Genomic DNA, 18,971 nt, shown 5'->3' on the forward strand with positions numbered 1-18,971 from the left:
ACAATGAGTGAGTTGGAAACCCCGGCCCTTCCTGCCGCTGGGCCTCTGCTTCGGCTGGTAGGGATCGACAAGAATTTCGGGCCGGTACAGGCACTGGTCGACATCACCCTCGAGGTACCTACCGGGAAGGTAACCGCCCTGGCGGGCGACAATGGCGCGGGCAAATCGGTATTGATTAAGTGCGTCGCCGGCATTCACACCCCCGACGGCGGCCAGCTGTTCTGGGAAAGCAAGCCCGTACGGTTGAACTCACCACACGAAGCCGCCGCGCTCGGCATCGAGACCGTGTATCAGGACCTGGCCCTGTGCGACAACCTCGACATCGTCCAGAACCTGTTCCTCGGCCGCGAGCGGCTGCGCCATCTTCTCCTCGATGAAGAGAGCATGGAGATCACGGCCAGGGAAACGCTGGCGAGCCTGGCCGTGACCAGCGTGCGTTCGATCCGGCAGCCTGTCGCCTCGCTATCAGGTGGGCAACGCCAGTCGGTATCGATCGCGAAATCCGTGCTGTGGAACTCGAAGCTCGTCATCATGGATGAGCCGACGGCGGCACTCGGCGTCGCCCAGACGGAGGTCGTCCTCAACCTGATCCGGCAGCTCGCGGACCGCGGCCTTGCCGTCGTCGTTGTCTCGCACAACATGAACGACGTTTTCGAGGTGGCAGACCGCATCGCCGTCCTCAGGCTTGGGCGGCTCGTAGACGTTCGACCTACCGAGGAATTGGACACGCAGATCGTGGTCGACTTGATGACCACGGGCAACTCGGACCGGATAAGGCCGGAACTTGCAGGGCCAACGCCATCGAAACGCCCGATTTCCGCGGCGAAGGGACCGCTCCCGCCCGCCACGGCCCCGCTTCAGGACGAGCCGACCACCGAAGCTGCCGCGCGCGATGCCGCATTGGCGCTGAATCCCGACATTACCGCCACGTCGCTGGACGATTACTTCCGTGCAGCGCTGGCGCGGGTTCGTGGCGGCGAGAGCGGAGTACTGCCAGTGCTCGCCGGCTTGCTCCTGATCTCTGTCCTATTCCAATCGCTGAACCCGAATTTCCTGACCCCAGGCAACATGGTGAACCTGCTTATTCAGGGCTCAGTCTTCATGCTGCTGGCGATGGGCCAGATTTTCGTGCTCCTGCTTGGCGAGATCGACTTGTCAATCGGGTACGTCGGTGGCGTAGGCGGTGTCATCATGGCCGAACTCGTCCAGGAGGCGACCGGCTGGCCGTGGTGGGCGGGAATCGTCGTCGGGCTAGCTACGTGCGCGGGGATCGGGATCCTGCACGGCACGATCATTACCCGCCTCGGTCTACCTTCGTTCGTCGTCACACTCGGAGGCCAGCTCGGCTGGCTCGGCGTGATGCTGATTATCCTCGGCAGCGGCGGAGTGGTGCCCATCAACGACCCCGTCATCAACAACATCGCCAGCGGTAATCTCACCCCTATCACCAGCTGGAGCCTCATGGTGGTCGTCGCGGGAGTGTTCAGCACCTGGACGTGGGTACGGGACGCTCGACGACGGAACTCGGGACTCGTCGCCCCGCCGCCCAGCGTGAGCGCCCTGAAAATCGCAGCGGTGGTTGCGGCCGGCGTGGCCACGGTTTGGCTATGCAACACAAATCGCGGCACCTTGGTCGAAATCAGCGGCGTGCCGTGGGTCCTGCTCGTGGTGCTCGGCGTCCTCGCCACCTGGACGTTGCTGCTCGGCCGAACCCGGTTCGGCCGCTACGTCTACGCTATTGGCGGCAACGCCGAGGCCGCGCGGCGGGGAGGCGTGAACCTTGCGCGCATCCGCACGATCGCTTTCATGCTCGCCTCCTTCACAGCAGGAATCGCCGGAATCGTCTACGCCTCCCGGCTCCGCTCGGTCTCGACGTCGTACGACGGCGGCACACTGGTGCTTTACGCCGTGGCGGCCGCGGTGATCGGCGGGACGAGCTTGTTCGGCGGGCGAGGCAAGGTGCTGCACGGGGTCCTCGGCGGGCTGGTGATCGCGACGATCGATAACGGCATGGGGCTTCAGGGCTACAGCGCACCGGCGAAGTACGTCGTCACTGCACTTGTTCTGGTCGCAGCCGTGACGATCGACGCGGTCGCGCGCCGCGGGCGCGCCCGGACGTAACCGGGTTGTTGGATGGCCAGGCACGGACGCTGCACCTGGCCGGGCTGGACTTGGATAAACAGCAGGCTTAACGTTCAAGTGTGGCTGGCTTCACTCAGGGGACGCCTCCACAGGCCATCCCTGTGGCCAGTCCCATGCCAGTCCCATGCAAGTCCCAGGGAGGAGGAAAAATGCAAAAGGTTGAAGAGGCGATTGACGTGGCTGTCCCTGTTCACACGGCTTACAACCAGTGGACACAGTTCGAATCGTTTCCTGAATTCATGCCAGGGGTGGAGTCCGTTACCCAGCTGACCGACACGACCAATCATTGGGTCACCAAGGTCGGAGGCGTAGAACGGGAATTCGATACTGAAATAGTCGACCAGGAACCCGACGACCGGATCGCTTGGCGCAGCATTGATGGCAAGTCGCACGCAGGCATCATCAGGTTTTCGCCGCTGGACGCCAATCACACGCACGTCAAGGTCCATTTCGAATGGGCGCCAGAAACATTCGTGGAGAAGGCGGGAGCCGCGCTCAAAGTTGACGATGTGCAGGTGAAGGCAGACCTGAAGAAGTTCAAGGAATTCATAGAGTCGCGTGGAAGCGAAACCGGAGGGTGGCGCGGCGAGGTGGAGGAGTAGATGTCCGAGCTTGGACCAGTGCTTGTGGTCGGCGGCACCGGCATGCTGGGCGCCCAGGTGGTGTCCGAGTTGCTGACGCGGGGAAAGCAAGTCCACGCCTTGGTGCGCCCCGGATCGGATGCGACGCGATTGGAAGCCTCGGGGGTCACGATCGCCCGAGGCGACATGATGGAGCCAGACTCGCTTCTGCGGGCCATGGACGGCATTGACACCGTGATTACCTCAGCGGCGGGATACACCCGACACCGGGAAGGCGATAGCCCGGTCATCGACGCAGTGGGCAACATCAACCTCGTCGACGCGGCCAGCCGTTCCGGCATCCGCAGGTTCGTCCTGACGAGCATCCTCACTTGCGATCAAACCCCGGACGTTCCGCACTTCTGGCACAAGAAACTGACCGAGGATCGCCTCGAAGAACTCGCAGTTCCGTTCGTGGCGCTGCGTCCGGGAGCATTCCTTGACACCCTCACCCGTTTCGGCGGCGACCCTTTCAGCAAAGGGCAACTCACCTGGTTCGGGTCCCCGAGCATCCCCTTGACTTTCGTTCTCACCGCCGATCTCGCTGGCTATCTTGCCGCAGCAGTCGACGCAACCGGAGTAGACGGGCAGCGAATCGATATCGGCTGGGACCGGCCGGTAAGCATGCGGGAAATCGCAGATGTCGCTGCCCGCCTGCTGCGTACGCCGGTCACGGTCCTCGGACCAACCACCCCGATGGCGGGGGATCTAGGGGCCATGATGGACTGGTTCCAGACCGGGCGCTACGTCGCAGACACCACCCGGCAGCGCGAGGTCTTCGGCCCGCTCCCAACCGCGGAGGACGCCGTCGCCCGCTTGCTCACGAGCCTCGGCCACGTAGTCTGAGGGAGGGAGCCCGACGGCGGCCGGGCTTGGTCTTCGTCTAACTCGCGGCGGGGAGCGCGTCAGGGACGCGCGGTTTCGCGTTGCCGGCGAAGGTGAACTTGGCGTCGTCGCCTTCGCCGTCCACGTCGACCACCACGATGTCGCCCGGGTGCAGTTCACCGAAGAGAATCTTCTCGGAGAGCTGGTCCTCGATCTCGCGCTGGATGGTGCGGCGCAGCGGCCGGGCACCCATGGCCGGGTTGTAGCCACGGGTAGCCAGGAGCACCTTGGCGGCCGTGGTGAGCTCGATGCCCATGTTCTTGTCCGCCAGATGCTGCTCCAGACGGCCGATCATCAGGTCCACGATCTCGATGATCTCCTCCTGGCTTAGCTGGGGGAAGACGATGATGTCGTCAACGCGGTTGAGGAACTCGGGGCGGAATTGCTGCTTGAGCTCTTCGGTGACCCGTGCCCGCATCCGGTTGTAGCCGGTGGTGGTGTCCGTGCCGGACTGGAAGCCGGTCGCCACGCTCTTGGAGATATCGCGGGTTCCCAGGTTGGTGGTCATGATGATCACCGTGTTCTTGAAGTCCACCGCCCGGCCATGGCTATCCGTCAGCCGGCCGTCCTCCAGGATCTGCAGCAGCGAGTTGAAGAGGTCGGAGTGTGCCTTCTCCACTTCATCGAATAACACCACCGAGAACGGACGGCGGCGGACCTTTTCGGTCAGCTGCCCGCCCTCGTCGTAACCGACGTATCCCGGGGGGGCACCGAACAACCTGGAAACAGAATGCTTCTCCGAGTACTCGGACATGTCCAGCGTAATGAGGGCCTCTTCGTCGGCGAAGAGGAACTCGGCCAGCGCCTTGGCGAGTTCGGTCTTGCCGACGCCGGTAGGGCCGGCAAAAATGAACGAGCCGCCCGGACGCTTGGGGTCCTTGAGGCCTGCACGGGTGCGGCGGATGGCCCGCGACACCGAACTAATCGCCTCATTCTGGCCAATAACCCGCTTGTGCAGCTCGTCTTCCATCTTGAGCAGCCGGCTGGATTCTTCCTCGGTCAGCTTGAAGACAGGGATGCCGGTGGAGTTCGCGAGAACCTCGGCAATCAGTTCCTCGTTGACCTCGGCATTGCCGTCCATGCCGCCGGACTTCCAGTTGCGTTCCTTCTCTTTGCGCTCGGCGACGAGCTTCTGCTCCTTGGCACGCAGCGATGCAGCGCCTTCGAAGTCCTGGGCGTCGATGGCGGATTCCTTCTCCATCTTGACCTCGGCGATGCGCCCATCCATGGCCTTCAATTCCGGTGGAGGGGTCATGCGGCGGATGCGCAGGCGAGCACCGGCTTCGTCGATCAGGTCGATCGCCTTGTCCGGCAGGAAACGGTCGGAAACGTAACGCTCCGAGAGGTTCGCTGCGGCGACCAGCGCGCCGTCGGTGATGGAAACCCGGTGGTGCGCCTCGTAACGGTCACGCAGGCCCTTCAAGATCTCAACAGTGAGGGCCACTGAGGGTTCCTGGACCTGGATCGGCTGGAAACGGCGCTCCAGAGCTGCGTCCTTCTCAATGTGCTTGCGGTACTCATCCAGGGTGGTGGCACCAATGGTCTGGAGTTCACCACGGGCCAGCAACGGCTTCAGGATGGACGCGGCATCGATGGCACCTTCGGCCGCACCGGCGCCCACGAGGGTGTGAATCTCGTCAATGAACAAGAGGATGTCGCCGCGGGTGCGGATTTCCTTGAGAACCTTCTTCAGGCGCTCTTCAAAGTCACCGCGGTACCGGGAACCCGCAACCACGGACCCCAAGTCAAGGGTGTAAAGCTGCTTGTCCTTGAGGTTTCCCGGGACGTCCCCGCGGACGATCGCCTGGGCAAGGCCTTCGACGACGGCGGTCTTGCCGACGCCGGGCTCACCGATCAGGACGGGGTTGTTCTTGGTGCGCCGGGAGAGGACCTGCATGACGCGTTCCATCTCCAGCTCACGGCCGATCAAGCACCTGTGCGGCAACGCCTTCGCCCTCACGGATGAGGCCCAGCAGGATGTGCTCGGTACCGATGTAGTTGTGGCCGAGCTGCAGGGCTTCCCGGAGTGCGAGTTCAAGTACCTTCTTCGCACGCGGGGTGAAGGGGATGTGACCAGACGGAGCCTGCCGGCCCTGGCCGATGATCTCCTGTACCTGCTCGCGGACGCCATCGAGCGAAATGCTCAGGGACTCAAGTGCCTTGGCCGCAACGCCCTCACCCTCCTGGATCAGACCCAAGAGGATGTGCTCGGTACCGATGTAGTTGTGGTTGAGCATGCGTGCCTCTTCTTGGGCAAGCACGACAACGCGACGGGCACGGTCCGTAAATCTCTCAAACATTTCGCCACACTCCTGGCTGCTGCCTACCTTGATGCTACGTCGCTGCAGGCCTTCTTGGGGCATTTGGCGGAGGCAGAATATTAGAGAGCCGGAATCGTGAAGAATTAGACCAACAACCAAGGAAAGGGGATGCCATGAGCACCCTGAAACAACGCCTGCATGCCGACGTCGTCGTCCATATGAAGGACCACAACAAGACCGCGCTCACCACCGTCCGCAACGTCCTGGGCGAGATCGAGACGCGCGAGAAGTCCGGCAAGACGCCCGTCGATCTGGACGACACCCAAGTGACGGCCCTGTTGCAGAAGGAAGCAGCCAAGCGCCGGGACACTGCCCGCATCTACACGGAAGCCGGCGAGGCCGGGCGCGCGGCCGCGGAGATCGCCGAAGCAGAAGTCATCGAGGCCTACCTGCCCAGGATGTTGACCCAAGCGGAGGTTGAAGCCATCGTCGACGAAGCCGTCGCTGCCCTGAAGGCCGACGGCCAGGAGCTCTCGATCAGGCAGATGGGTGCCGTGATGAAACCCGTCACGGCCAAGGTCGCTGGCCGTTTCGACGGCAAGGCCGTCAGTGAGATCGTCCGGACCCGGCTCTTATAGACCAGAACCTGTTCCGGCGAGCGTGTAGGGAGGAGTAGCCATGACAGCCATCATCCTGGCGTGGAATCCAGGGCTTTGGAACGGCTGGAACTATGATGCCGTGATCGAGCAGGTCGCCGAAACAGGTCAATTCCTGGGTCGGTGGAGCGTCGGGCGACACCGGAGTATCGAGCCCGGCACCCAGGCCTGGCTTCTCCTGCAGGGCCGGGGGGAACACGGACGCGGGCTCATCGGACACGGCGTCGTCATGTCCGAAAGCTATGGGGCGCCAAAATACTCCGAGCCGAGCAATACCGTGCGGTACGTGAGCGTCGTCTTCGATGCCCTGCTCCCCCTAGGCGACCAGATACCGTCGATCGTCCTCGCCAGCGAAGTGCCGGGCGTGCCCTGGAAAAGCCTGCGCGCCTCCGGACGGACCATCCCTTCAGAGTCAGAACCCGACCTTCAGCGCTTGTGGCGCGAGCAGGGACCAGCAGTCTCCGATCCATGCCAGACCGTTCCCGGAGGCTACCCGGACGGAGCCGTCAGCCGGGTCGAAATGAACCGCTACGAGCGAAGCCCTGAAGCCCGCCGGATCTGCCTGGCTTTCCACGGAACGTCCTGTGCAGCATGCAGCTTCTCCTTCGAAATCACGTACGGGGACATCGGCAAAGACTTCATGCACGTCCACCATGTAGTTCCGGCCTCACAGCTTGGCGACGGCTACCGGCTCGATCCCGTAGCGGACCTCGTGCCGCTGTGCCCCAACTGCCACGCAATGGCACACCAGGGCGTGAGCACGCCGCGCACCGTGGCGGAGCTACGGAGGGCTATCGCGACTGCCGGACACTTGCCCGGGCAGATAGTTGACGACAGGGCATTGGCTGCCCAAGACGCCGCGCACCGGATCCTTGAGCAGCGCTGACCAGGGTGAGGCCTTGGTGCACTAGCCAGTCAAGGATCTTCCCCGTATTTTAGTTAACTACACCGTGTGGCGAGCATCACACGCTGTGAGTCAGATGATCCATTTGCCGGACTTAAAGTACTGRGCGCACCGCCGCGCCCCGGACCCGGCGAGACCTACCGGGCGTCGCCAGTCGTCCGCTGTTCAGGAGGATACGCATGACCGGGATGTTTGAACTCTTCATCGACGAGGACACGAGCTTCAGGTTCAGGCTCAAAGCACCGGATGGAACCGTGGTGGCAATCTCCAGGTCCTTTCCCGACAAGCCCGCCGCGGTCTGCGGCATCAGTGATGTTCGCGAGTATGCCGGAATGGGCCTGATCACTGATCTTTGCCCGGAAGTCCCGGTCCGCGCACCTTCGCCCACGACTCCGGTTCCCGCTGTGCGGCAACCCAGTCATTCCGAAATCCCCCAGCTTCCCGTCCCGCCGCGGCGCCATAATGCGCTCCCGCCGAGAGAGCGAACTGCCCGCCCATGGCACGCCGGTGCCGTGGTGGACGCGCCCTGTGCGGGATTAGTTGAGGCGTAAGCCTAAGGGTTACACCAGTACGGCACTCGGCTATCCGCCGATGTACGACATCTCAATCTTGTGTGTCGCGGCAAGGTCCAAGGGCGTCTTCGCGCCCCGCAGTTCCGAATAGCGGTCCGAGCGGCCGCCCCAGAGGGCGGACAACGCCGTCGAAAGCTCGACGTCGGACGCGCCGCCTCGCAAAAGGGCCCTCAGGTCCGTGCCGGCCGTGGCAAACAGGCAGGTGAACAGCTTCCCGTCGGCGGAGAGCCGGGCGCGGGTGCAGCCGCGGCAAAAAGCCTGGGTAACGCTGGAGATGACTCCGATTTCGCCACTGCCATCCGCGTAGCGCCAGCGATCTGAGGTTTCACCGGGATAGTTAGGCTCCACCGGCTCCAGCGGGAACGCTGCGCTGATACGGGCCAGGACCTCGGCGGAGGGCACCACCTCATCCATTTTCCAGCCGTTGGACGCGCCTACGTCCATGTACTCGATGAACCGCAGAATAAACCCGGAACCCTTGAAATGGCTCGCCATGGGAAGGATGTCCTGGTCGTTCGTTCCGCGCTTGACCACCATATTGATCTTCACCGGCCCCAGCCCTGCAGCCTGGGCGACGTCTGCCGCGTGCAGGACCTTGGCCACGGGATAGCCGACGTCGTTCATGGCCTGGAAGGTCTCCTCCCGGAGCGAATCCAGGGACACCGTCACGCGGTCCAGCCCGGCCTCCTTGAGGACCTTCGCCTTCTGAGCCAGAACCGAGCCGTTCGTGGTCATGGCCAGGTCCGGCGCCAGCCCGTCAGGAGTGCGCAAGCGAGCGAGCATCCGGACCAATTCCTCTATGTCCTTCCGCAGCAGCGGTTCCCCGCCGGTCAACCGAATCTTCCGCACGCCATGTGCGACGGCGATCGAGGCCAGCCGGGTGATTTCCTCAAATGTCAGCAGCTGGTCCCGGGGCATGAAAACGAAATCCCTGCCGAAAATCTCCTTGGGCATGCAGTAGACGCAACGGAAATTGCACCTGTCCGTGACGGAAATCCGCAGGTCCCGCAGGGGCCGGTGGAAGGTGTCGGTGATGGAATTGGCGTCCATGCAGCGCCCCCTCAAGGCTGTAAGTGCCAGCCGTTCGTACCTCTCAGCGTATGCCCGGTCCCGAGCGCTCACAATGGCCATCCCGGGGTTCCGCAAGCAAGATCTCGTCGGTCGAAGGCGCTTGCCCGCCAGGGCATGGTCGATCGACGATGACCATCGTGCGCCCCGTCTCGTGGAGCAGCACGTCGGCGAACTCCATCCCCACCGCACCGACAATCAGATGGTCGGCCTCAAGAGGTGCCAATCCCACGATCTGTCCCCGGCTCAGGACTTCCCATCGTCCTGAACGTCAGGAATACCACTGCCACTCAGGCGGCGCCCAGCCTGAGGGAACTTGGTGGTTGTCGGCCGTACCGCATCTTGAGCAGCTATAGCTGACCGACGCCGGCCGCAGTCCACTGCCGTCGACAGCGTAGACCGGTGGAACGTACTCATGGAATATCAGGGAAAACCCCGGACCGCACCGCCCACAGGCTGGCACCCTTGGCGCCGGGGCGGGAACACAGGGACGATATGCGGCCAAACGATGTCCACCACGAGCAAGCGCCATGTGTTTCTCCCTCACGTTTTCAATTGTCGGGAATCGGTGTTGGCCGGATCCCATGCCCAAATCCAGGCTGAACGCTCACGTCGTGCGTGTAAACCGAAGCGAGTCGCTAACGGGTATTGGCTAAGACCCTATGCCACGATCCCCGGAAGAGCCATGGGTCAGCCAAAATTGATGGTCCACGATCGGTTAACGAGTTCCTATTTCGGCGGGAGTTGCGCGCGAGCCTCGTGACAGTCGGCGCTACGCGGCGGGCGGGACGCGCAGGCTGCCGTACCTCTCCATTCGGTGCCAGCGCAGGTGCACGCCGGCCAAAGCCGTGACCACGGATTGGATGACGACGAGATACATGAGCTGCCGGTAGACGAATTGCTGAAGCGGAAGTGTCCATAGCGGGCGAAGCCGTTCATTGTCGAGCCGGAAAGCATAGGCAGCCATGAGGAATTGAACGAGGAGGAAGACCAGCCAGAGCGCCGCGATCCGGACGGGATCAAGGAAGACCAAGCCGTAGATGGCGAAGACGTCCACTACCGGGGCGAACAGTGGCAGCAGCACCTGCAGCACAAGCAGGTAGCCGAGACCACGCCGGCCGAGCTTTCCGGCCGCTCCTCCCTGCAGGACCGCGCCGCGGTGCTTCCACATGGCCTGGAGCGTCCCGTAACACCAGCGGTACCGCTGCTTCCACAGCGCCCCGAGGCTCGCCGGAGCCTCGGTCCACGCCCTTGCGTCGTCCTGGTACACCACCCGCCAGCCGTCCCGGCACAGTGACATGGTGAGGTCGGTGTCCTCAGCGAGCGTATCGTCGCTGACTCCGCCAACCCGGAGGAGGGCATCGCGGCGGAAGGCACCAATGGCCCCGGGGACGGTCGGCATGCATTCCGCGACGTCGAACAGCCTGCGGTCCAGATTGAAGCCAACAACGTACTCGATGTGCTGCCACGCGCCGAGGATCCCTCCGCGGTTGGCAACCTTCGTGTTCCCCGAAATTGCGCCCACTTGAGGGTCGGCGAACGGCTGGATGAGGGCGTGAACCGTTTCCGGTTCGAAGACTGTGTCGCCGTCGACCATCACCACGAGATCGTGGCTTGCTGCGCGGAGCCCGGCATTCAGGGCGGACGGCTTGCCGCCGTTCTCCTTTCGGATCAAGGTGACGCCCGGCAGACGGAGCGCTTCAACGATGTCAGCGGTACCGTCGGTCGATCCGTCGTCCACCACGATGATCTCGACCGGATGGGTCGAAGCGGCGATAGACCGGACTGCGGCTTCGATCCCGGCCGATTCGTTGTACGCAGGGACAATGACACTGACCGGCTCGGTGATTTCGGGCCGCACCGGCACATCCACCCGGCGTCGGCTGCTGCCGGCCGCCCGGGAGCGGCGCGCCGCGCGACTGTGGCGCGCCGCGAACCCGACAACGAGGACGGCCCTGATGACCGTCACGAGGCCGGCCGCAACGAGAGCCCACGAGATGGCGGTGATGACGAAGTCACTGACCCGGATTCCCCACACGAACGCGGTTCCGCTGATTTGCTCCCCCGCTGACGCCTCCCGCATGCTGGCAATGCCGACGGCGTCGCCCACCGTCGTGACACGGAAGCCTTGGTTCTCGAACGTCGTGAGGGATGAGTCAAGCGCGGTGACCGTCTGCGCCCTGTCGCCGCCGCCGTCGTGCATCAAGAGGATCTGGCCCTGCGGGCCGGACGGCGCGAGGTTCCGCTCGATCGCGGCGACGCCGGGCCGCTGCCAGTCCTCGCTGTCCTTTGTGGTAAGCACGGTGAGATAGCCTTGGGCCGCCGCGGCGCGCATCGCCGTCCACGTGCCGTCCCTCACGGCGTCATTCTCAGAGCTGTACGGCGGCCGCAGGAGCGTCGCGGCGTGGCCCGTCATGCCGGTGATCGTTTGTTGGCCTCCCTGCACCTCGAGTTGCTGGCGCCACGCCGGGGCGCTTCCAAGGTCCGCGTGGGTGAGCGTGTGCACTCCGATCTCGTTGCCATCAGCGATGATGCGGCGCATAAGGTCGGGATTGTCTATGGCAGCCGAACCCACGACGAAAAACGTGGCGTGGACATGGTGTTTCCGGAGGACGTCGAGGATTTGAGGTGTCCATACAGGGTCCGGGCCGTCGTCGAACGTCAGGGCCAGCGTGTGGTCGGCGGGGCGGACCGTGCGCACTGACCCGCCCCGGGCGTCCACCACCGGGCTGCCGTGGGACACCGCGTCCGGGACCGTGCCGGCGGAGCCGCTCCCGGGCACCGAGTCATCGGCGATCCCGGCGAGGTGATGCACGTAGCCCTGCACGGCAAGCGTCACGCCCAGCGCAAACAAGACGGCCAGGAGGATGAACCAGTGTGCCCTGACACTGACTGGAGCAATGCGCTTGCTCAGGCGGCGGGCACTCACGGGTGCGTAGGCGTGGACCGTCGCGTGGTCTGCCCTGGAGCCGTCCCGCTCTTGCCCGGGCTTGTCGGCGACGCGCTCGGCGTCGGAGCGGCAATAGGCGCGCCATGCTGCACGGCGGCACCATTGATCGCTGGTGCTACAGCAACGGGCGAAGGAGAAGTCCCCGGAGCCCCGAAAGCTGCCGGGGCCAAGGGCACCGGCATTCGAGCGTCGCTTGTAGGGAGCCCGGCCGCATCGGAAGCCGGCGCGGAGGGGAATGGCGGAACTTCATGGGCCACCGGGGCCACAGGAGCGGCGGCCTTCGGGGCGGCAGGCAAAGGCAGGAAGGGTGCGGCCACGTTGGGCCCACCGAACAAAGCAACCAGCAGAAGGACGACGTACCCTGCCACGAGCCCCAAGGCCCCGAGTCCTACAAGCTTGACCCGCCGCAGGCGCCGGCCTGACGCGTCCACGAATACCGGCCCGTGCGCAGGCGCGGGCTGTGGCTGATCGGTTGTCTCTTCAAAAGCTGCCATCGGGCATCAACCTTAGGTGATTTTAAGTCTGGATCACAAAAGCATCACGATCTCAAGAGTCGACGGCTAGCGCCGGGCGAGGGTTCGCAGGAGTTTCAGGGCCACGGAGATCGATGCGAGGTCTACCTGTCCTGGCTTGGTGACTTCCACGAAGGTGTCCTTGATTCTTCCCAGTTGCTCCTGACGTCCACGCTCCCACTCCACAATACGTTCCACGGCAGAAGCGCCGGAGGCGTCGCTCCTTTGCGTCGTCCGCATGACGGAAATTGTTATGTCGACGACCGCCGAGTAAGCGTCATCACGCAGGGCTGCACGCGCCAGGGCCTCCCACCGGCTCTGCCTCGGCAGGTCGGTGATGCGCAGCAACAACGTTCCCACACCGATCCAATGAATAACCGTGTGGTACATGTCGGCGATGGTGGTGAGGGGTTCATCCACTTGCTCTGCCACGAGTGAGATGTCCAGTAGCGAAAAGCTTTCCAACAAATCGGAGGCGCGCCGGCCCAGCTCCCCCGGCATCCCGACGTCGTCCCAGTGCGCCAGCCGCTGCTTGGCGCGGTCAAGATCCGAGCCGCGCAGAAACTCCGAGGTCCTCGTCCGCAGCAGGTCCACAGTGGGCGCGATCCTCTTCAAGGCTCCGGCGATGGGTTGGTCCCGGTGGTCGTGTGTCACGTACCAGCGGACTGCGCGGTCAAGGATCCTGCGCAGCGGAAGGGCCACTGCCGCGGCGTGTTGGCTGGGAAACCCGAGAGGTAGGCCTGCAATCCTGTCCACGAACCACTGCAGATCGTAGGCTTCGCGGACAACCACGAAGGCCCTGGCTACGGCCGCGGCGGTGGCCGTGGTTTCCTCAATGGCACGGAACGCGAACGTGATCCCGCCAAGATTGATCATGTCGTTGGCTACCACTGTGCAGACGATCTGGCGGCGCAAAGGGTGTTCGTCGAGCGCAGCATCAAAGCGCTCCTGCAACTGGCGAGGGAAATACCCTCGGAGCACCCGCTTGAACCATGGATCATCAGCGAGGTCGCTTGCGGTGAGCTCCCGGGCCAGTTCGATCTTGGCGTAGGCGGCAAGCACGGACAGTTCCGGAGCGGTCAGTCCCTCGCCAGACCGCAGCCTGTCCTCGAGTTGTTCCGTGCTGGGCAGCGCCTCCAGGCTGCGATCCAGCTCCGCGGCACCCTCGAGCCAATCCATCATCCGCTCAAAACCGGGGCTCAATTCGAGCACCAAGTGGCGGTCATTGAGCAGGAGGACGTTCTGGTTCGCGTTGTTTGCCAAGACCAGACGGCTCACCTCATGGGTCAGGGAGTGCAGGAAGCCTGCCCGTTCCTCTGCCCGCATCTTGCCGGTGGCGATCATCCGGTCAACGAAGATCTTGATGTTGACCTCGTGGTCCGAGCAGTCCACACCGGCCGAATTGTCGATCGCATCCGTGTTGAGCAGGACGCCGGCGAGGGCCGCCTCTATCCGTCCACGCTGGGTGATGCCCAGATTCCCGCCTTCTGCCACGATCCGGGTCCTCAGTTCGTTGCCGTTGACCCTGATGGCGTCGTTCGCCTTGTCGCCAACTTCCGTGTGGCTTTCCGTGGCCGCTTTGACATAGGTTCCAATGCCACCGTTATAGAGCAAGTCCACGGGCGCCCGGAGAATAGCCTGCATGAGTGCGTGGGGCGGCAGCGACTCGGTTCCGGGCTCCAGGCCGAGGGAGGTCCGGACCTGCTCCGTGATGTCGATAGCCTTGGCCCGGCGCGAGTGGACGCCCCCGCCTTCGCTGATCAGTGAGGGATCGTAGTCTGCCCAGGACGAACGGGTCAGGCCGAAGAGCCGTTTGCGTTCCTCGAAGGACGCTGCCGCATCGGGGGTCGGATCGAGAAAGACGTGCCGATGGTCGAATGCCGCCACCAACCGGATGTGCGGCGAGAGCAGCATCGCGTTTCCGAACACGTCGCCGCTCATGTCTCCGATGCCCACCACGGTGAAGCCTTCGCTCTGCGGGTCGATGCCCAGCTCACTGAAGTGGTGCTTCACGGATTCCCACGCGCCGCGGGCCGTGATGCCCATCTGCTTGTGGTCGTACCCCACGGACCCCCCGGAAGCGAAGGCATCGCCAAGCCAGAAGCCGCACTCAAGGGCCACGGCATTGGCCGCATCGGAAAACGATGCTGTTCCCTTGTCGGCCGCCACGACCAGGTAGTAGTCGTCGCCGTCGTGGCGCACCACACGGCCTGGGGGCACCACCGACTCAGCCTGCCCGGCGACGACCAGGTTATCCGTGAGGTCCAGCAGACCACTGACGAAGATCCGGTAACACTCCAGCCCCTCGGCCAGCCAGGACTCCCTGTCCACGGCGGGGTCCGGCAAGTGCTTGGGGTAGAAGCCTCCCTTGGCCCCCGTCGGCACGATCACGGAGTTCTTGACGTTTTGAGCCTTGACCAGCCCCAGGACTTCCGTGCGGAAATCCTCGCTCCGATCCGACCAGCGCAAACCCCCGCGGGCCAGGGCCCCGAAACGCAGGTGGACGCCTTCTACGCGCGGCGAGTAGACCCAGATCTCGTACTTCGGCCGCGGAAACGGGGCATTGGCGATCGCGCCCGGATTCAGTTTGAAGCTCAGGTGGGCTTTGTCCAGGAAATAGTTGGTCCGTAATGTCGCTTCCACGAGATTCATGAAGGTGCGCAGCAAACGGTCTGCGTCGAGGACCGGAATGTCGTCAATGGCGGCAAGCAGCTCCCTCTTTGCCGCAGCGGTGTCCCTGGAGCGGTCAGACTCGCCCAGCTCGGGATCGAATTTCGCCTGGAACAGTGCCAAGAGCGCGCGTGTTGCCCGGACGTTGCTGATGAGCGTTTCCGCGATAAATCCGTACGAGTTGGTGGTCCCCAATTGCTGGAGGTATTTCGCGTAGCTTCTGAGGATTGCGGCCTGCCGCCAGCCAACCCGTTCCCGGATGACGAGTGCGTCGATCCGGTCGGATTCGACGTCCCCCCGCATGGCGGCGGCGAAGGCGTCGGCGAGCAGTCCGCTGCTTGCCTCGGGGTCGACGCCAGCAGGGTACTTCACGCCGAGGTCGTAGAGAAACACGTCCTGGCCGGTACCGCGCCGAAGCTCGAAAGGCCGCTGGTCCAGCACTTCGAGCCCGAGGTTATGCAGGAAGGGCAGGATCTGCGTCAGGCTCCTGGGCCTTGTCAGATACAGGCGGATCCGGGCGTCTTCGGCAAGCGTGGGCGAGGCGCCCTTCCTGACGTAAACGGTCAGCAGCGGATCCCCGTAGGGTCTCCCGCCCTTGCCGTCCAGGTCGAACGTCTCGAAATTGATGATGTCCCCGATCGCGGCTTCCACCTCATACACCGCGCGATAACTAGGGGGAAACGCCTCCGACCAGAGCCCGGAGAGCCTTACGGCCTCCGCTGCCGGGAAGCGGTCACGGATGACTTCGTCGAGCCCGTCCGACCATGAGCGGGTAGCAGCTATCAGGCGCCGCTCCAGTTGGGAGGGGTCGACGACGGCGGTGCTGGACACCGGGACGTCCGGCGTGGCACCACCTACGTGGATCCGGAAGAACACCCGGGCCATGGGGGACTCGGTCAGGCGGACCTCGAAATCAATGGACTTCGCCCTGAACGCCCGCCTGAGCTCTTCTTCCATTAGCAGCCGGACCGCCGTGGTGTAGCGGCGGCGCGGGAAGAAGACCAGCGCAGACACGAATCGTCCAAAGCTGTCCGGCCGAAGAAACGCCCGTATCCGCTGCGATGCCTCGGCACGAAGGATCTCGCCCGCCAGGCGCGCGAGGTCATCCGCCTCAAAGTGGAACAGTTCTTCCCTCGGAAAGGTCTCCAAGATGGCCATCAGGTCCCTGGCCTGGTGGGATCGAGGCGTATACCCCAGTCTTTCGCGGACATGCTGGACCTTCTCGCGGATCACCGGAATCCGCCGGACCGATTGGTGCCCGGCGCCGGGCGTGAATAGCCCCACGAAGAGCCGTTCCCCGGTAAGCCTGCCGGTCCCGTTGAACACCTGCAGACGCACTTCGTCCAAATACGAGCGCCTCAGGACGGTAGACCGTACCTCCGAGGTGGCAAGCGTGAGTGCCTGGAGTTCGCCGATCCTGGGCATCCCGGGCTCCGGTCTTCCAGCGGTTTCCCCCTGCCGCCGCCTCGACAGACCCAGCGCGGAACCTTGCCGCTCCGAAAGCAGCTCCTTGCCGCCCGCCGTCGTGAGTTCATATTCGGTGTACCCGAGGAACAGAAAGCTGCCGTCGTCGAACCAGAGGAGCAACTCACGGAGCTCCTCCGGCGGCGGAACAATGGTGTCCGGGAACCCTGGCGCGGACGCGATAGCATCTTGCAACTTGCCGTGGATGGCAGCGGCGTCCTCGGCAGCTGCTCGAACATCGTCAAGCACCCTGTGCAGGTTCTCCGTGAGTTCCCTCGCGGCACCGGCGTCCGCCAGCCTGCCGATCTCGGCCGCAATCCAGACCTCGGTTGCGCCTCCTTCCCGTGAATGCCCCGTCAAGGCGCCCTCCGCGGATGAGCCGGTCCAGACGTCCACCAACTCGTGGGTGACGGGGTCCTGCAGCACTTGGAAGCTCGGATGGACAAGGAGCCGGATCGTCGTGTCGTCGCGTGTCAGCTCCGCCGTGACTGAGTGGACCAGATAGGGGATGTCCTCGGTTACCACTGCCACAATGCTGGCGTCCAATTCGGTGAAGATCCCGACGGCGGCCTGGCCGGGCGCCCGTGAGGACGCCACTTTCAGATGGTGCCCGGCCCGCGCCCGGAGGGTATCAGGACCGTAGCTCCGCAGATCCTCCGGCGGTACTTGGGCGTAGTATTCGGCCAGGAAAGGTCCGCCGGGTTCAAGTGAAACTACTGATGCTTCCTGCCCCGCCGGCACCGATTCGCGTGCCATGTCACCGCGCCTCCACTGCGGGTGCCGCTCGCAAACTGCGGTTGACGATCCGGCCCCGCGCCTCCCTTCATCATGGCTGGCCACAGGAACCCCGTCCAGTGCTGGAATCAGGCCCTGGACATGACGCGGGCGCGGGCCGCATGGCCCGCGCCCTGCTGTCGGCGTCGGCGGACTAGTGCTTCCTGAAGGCGCCTTTGATCTTTTCGCCTGCCAGCTTCAGATCGGCCTTGAACTGACGCGACTTGCCCTCAGCCCTCAGCCCTCAGCCGGTCATTGCCGGTGGCCTCGCCCGCCGCTTCCGTGGCCTTGCCGTGGAGTTTCCCGGCAGCGTGCTGGATCCTCTCACCCCAACCCATGATGGCTCTCCTTAGTCGGCGGTCCGCGGCAGGACACCGCGGGGCCGCACTTAATTGTAAGGACGGAACTGCGGCAAAGGCACGTCCCGGCAGGGAAGCCTTGCCACTCAGGAAGCACGGACACCCGTACCATGGGGCGGATGGTGTTCATACGGCTATACCGCGAAGGCAAACTCGAACGCGACGATGTCCGAGCCCACGAGATCGAAGCCCTGGCCCGCCAGGACGACGTGGTGCTGTGGATCGACTACACGAACCCGACGGCGGATGACCTGCTCGGCGTCGAAACCGTGTACGGGCTTCACCGCCTCGCCGTCGAGGACGCCGTCCACGACTTTCAGCGGCCCAAGCTGGACCGATACCCGAACCATCTGTTCCTCTCGGCCTACCACGCGGCGCTACAGCCTGGCACCGGGGAACTGGCCGTCGTCGAGATCTCGGCATTCGTGACCCACAACGCCCTGGTGACGGTACACGGTCCCGAGTTCGACACCGACGAGCTGACGGCGCACTGGGACGCGGAAACCGACCTGGCCCAACACGGGGTCCCTTTCCTCTTCTGGGGCCTGCTGGACATGATCGTCGACGGGCACTTCGACGCTGTCCAGGAACTCGATGGCTACATCGACGCCCTCGAAGAGTCGCTTTTCGACGACCACTCCCCCGGCCATGACCTGCAGCGGAAGACCTTCGAACTCCGCAAGAACCTCGTCCGGCTCCGCCGCGTCGTCCTACCCATGCGTGAAGTCCTCAACACCCTCCTCCGGCGGGAAGATCTGGTCGGCTGAAGTCCTGCGATGCAGCCCTTCCTGCAGGACGTCTACGACCACGTGCTGCGTGCCTCGGAATGGACGGAATCGCTCCGCGACCTGGTCACCACTATCCTGGAAACCCAAATCAGCATCCAAGGGAACCAGATGAACCTGGTCATGAAGAAAGTCACCAGCTGGGCTGCGATCATCGCTGTCCCCACTGCCGTGACCGGCTTCTTCGGGCAGAACGTGCCCTTCTTCGGCTTCCAGAACGATTACGGTCTGTGGCTATCGAGTGCACTCATGGCCGGCGGTTCATTATTCCTGTACCTGGCGTTCAAGAAGCGGGACTGGATCTAGCCCAGGGGCCCTGCCCAGGGCCCTGCCCAGGGCCCTGTCCTCT

General features: G+C 64.0%; 10 protein-coding genes and 3 pseudogenes. 7 read left to right on the top strand and 6 right to left on the bottom strand.

Annotated elements, in window-relative coordinates; translation table 11 throughout:
- The first annotated feature begins 3 nt into the window (after window positions 1-3).
- From AC1DLO_RS20355 to AC1DLO_RS20365, 3 genes are all read left to right on the top strand, one after another.
- Window positions 4-2,121, top strand: coding sequence for an ABC transporter permease subunit (locus AC1DLO_RS20355; protein ID WP_476891814.1), 2,118 nt, complete (start codon window positions 4-6; stop codon window positions 2,119-2,121).
- 170 nt (window positions 2,122-2,291) lie between these two features.
- Complete coding sequence (locus AC1DLO_RS20360; RefSeq protein ID WP_476891813.1) at window positions 2,292-2,744, top strand: SRPBCC family protein; 453 nt, start codon at window positions 2,292-2,294, stop codon at window positions 2,742-2,744.
- On the top strand, window positions 2,745-3,608 hold the full coding sequence (locus AC1DLO_RS20365) for an SDR family oxidoreductase (protein ID WP_476891812.1): 864 nt from the start codon (window positions 2,745-2,747) through the stop codon (window positions 3,606-3,608). It abuts the gene before it with no gap.
- A 37-nt stretch (window positions 3,609-3,645) separates the two neighbouring features.
- Here AC1DLO_RS20365 and AC1DLO_RS20370 read toward each other — a convergent pair.
- Window positions 3,646-5,947 (bottom strand): annotated as a pseudogene (locus tag AC1DLO_RS20370) (ATP-dependent Clp protease ATP-binding subunit).
- 134 nt (window positions 5,948-6,081) lie between these two features.
- Here AC1DLO_RS20370 and AC1DLO_RS20375 point away from each other — a divergent pair.
- The 3 genes from AC1DLO_RS20375 to AC1DLO_RS20385 all read left to right on the top strand — a co-directional run bounded on the left by AC1DLO_RS20375 (window position 6,082) and on the right by AC1DLO_RS20385 (window position 8,019).
- Entirely contained in the window at window positions 6,082-6,546 is a 465-nt protein-coding gene (locus AC1DLO_RS20375; protein WP_184734785.1) for a GatB/YqeY domain-containing protein, read from the top strand.
- Window positions 6,547-6,586: 40 nt separating this feature from the next.
- On the top strand, window positions 6,587-7,450 hold the full coding sequence (locus AC1DLO_RS20380) for an HNH endonuclease (protein WP_476891452.1): 864 nt from the start codon (window positions 6,587-6,589) through the stop codon (window positions 7,448-7,450).
- Between the two features lie 197 nt (window positions 7,451-7,647).
- Window positions 7,648-8,019, top strand: a complete 372-nt coding sequence (locus AC1DLO_RS20385) for a YegP family protein (RefSeq protein WP_476891453.1) — start codon at window positions 7,648-7,650, stop codon at window positions 8,017-8,019.
- Window positions 8,020-8,049: 30 nt separating this feature from the next.
- Here the strand turns inward: AC1DLO_RS20385 and moaA are convergent, their stop codons facing one another.
- The 5 genes and pseudogenes from moaA to AC1DLO_RS20410 all read right to left on the bottom strand — a co-directional run bounded on the left by moaA (window position 8,050) and on the right by AC1DLO_RS20410 (window position 17,816).
- Window positions 8,050-9,090: a GTP 3',8-cyclase MoaA gene (gene moaA / locus AC1DLO_RS20390; RefSeq protein ID WP_476891454.1), complete on the bottom strand. Its 1,041-nt coding sequence runs from the start codon at window positions 9,088-9,090 to the stop codon at window positions 8,050-8,052.
- Window positions 9,091-9,880: 790 nt separating this feature from the next.
- Complete coding sequence (locus AC1DLO_RS20395) at window positions 9,881-12,037, bottom strand: bifunctional polysaccharide deacetylase/glycosyltransferase family 2 protein (protein ID WP_476891455.1); 2,157 nt, start codon at window positions 12,035-12,037, stop codon at window positions 9,881-9,883.
- Entirely contained in the window at window positions 12,034-12,552 is a 519-nt protein-coding gene (locus tag AC1DLO_RS20400) for a hypothetical protein (RefSeq protein WP_476891456.1), read from the bottom strand. The genes AC1DLO_RS20395 and AC1DLO_RS20400 overlap by 4 nt, the downstream gene beginning before the upstream one ends.
- Window positions 12,553-12,618: 66 nt before the next feature.
- Window positions 12,619-17,460: an NAD-glutamate dehydrogenase gene (locus AC1DLO_RS20405; protein ID WP_476891457.1), complete on the bottom strand. Its 4,842-nt coding sequence runs from the start codon at window positions 17,458-17,460 to the stop codon at window positions 12,619-12,621.
- A 172-nt stretch (window positions 17,461-17,632) separates the two neighbouring features.
- Window positions 17,633-17,816: pseudogene (locus AC1DLO_RS20410) on the bottom strand (CsbD family protein).
- A 140-nt stretch (window positions 17,817-17,956) separates the two neighbouring features.
- Here AC1DLO_RS20410 and AC1DLO_RS20415 point away from each other — a divergent pair.
- Window positions 17,957-18,928, top strand: a pseudogene (locus AC1DLO_RS20415) (magnesium transporter CorA family protein).
- Window positions 18,929-18,971: the final 43 nt, after the last annotated feature.

Source organism: Arthrobacter sp. 01T419, assembly GCF_056398865.1.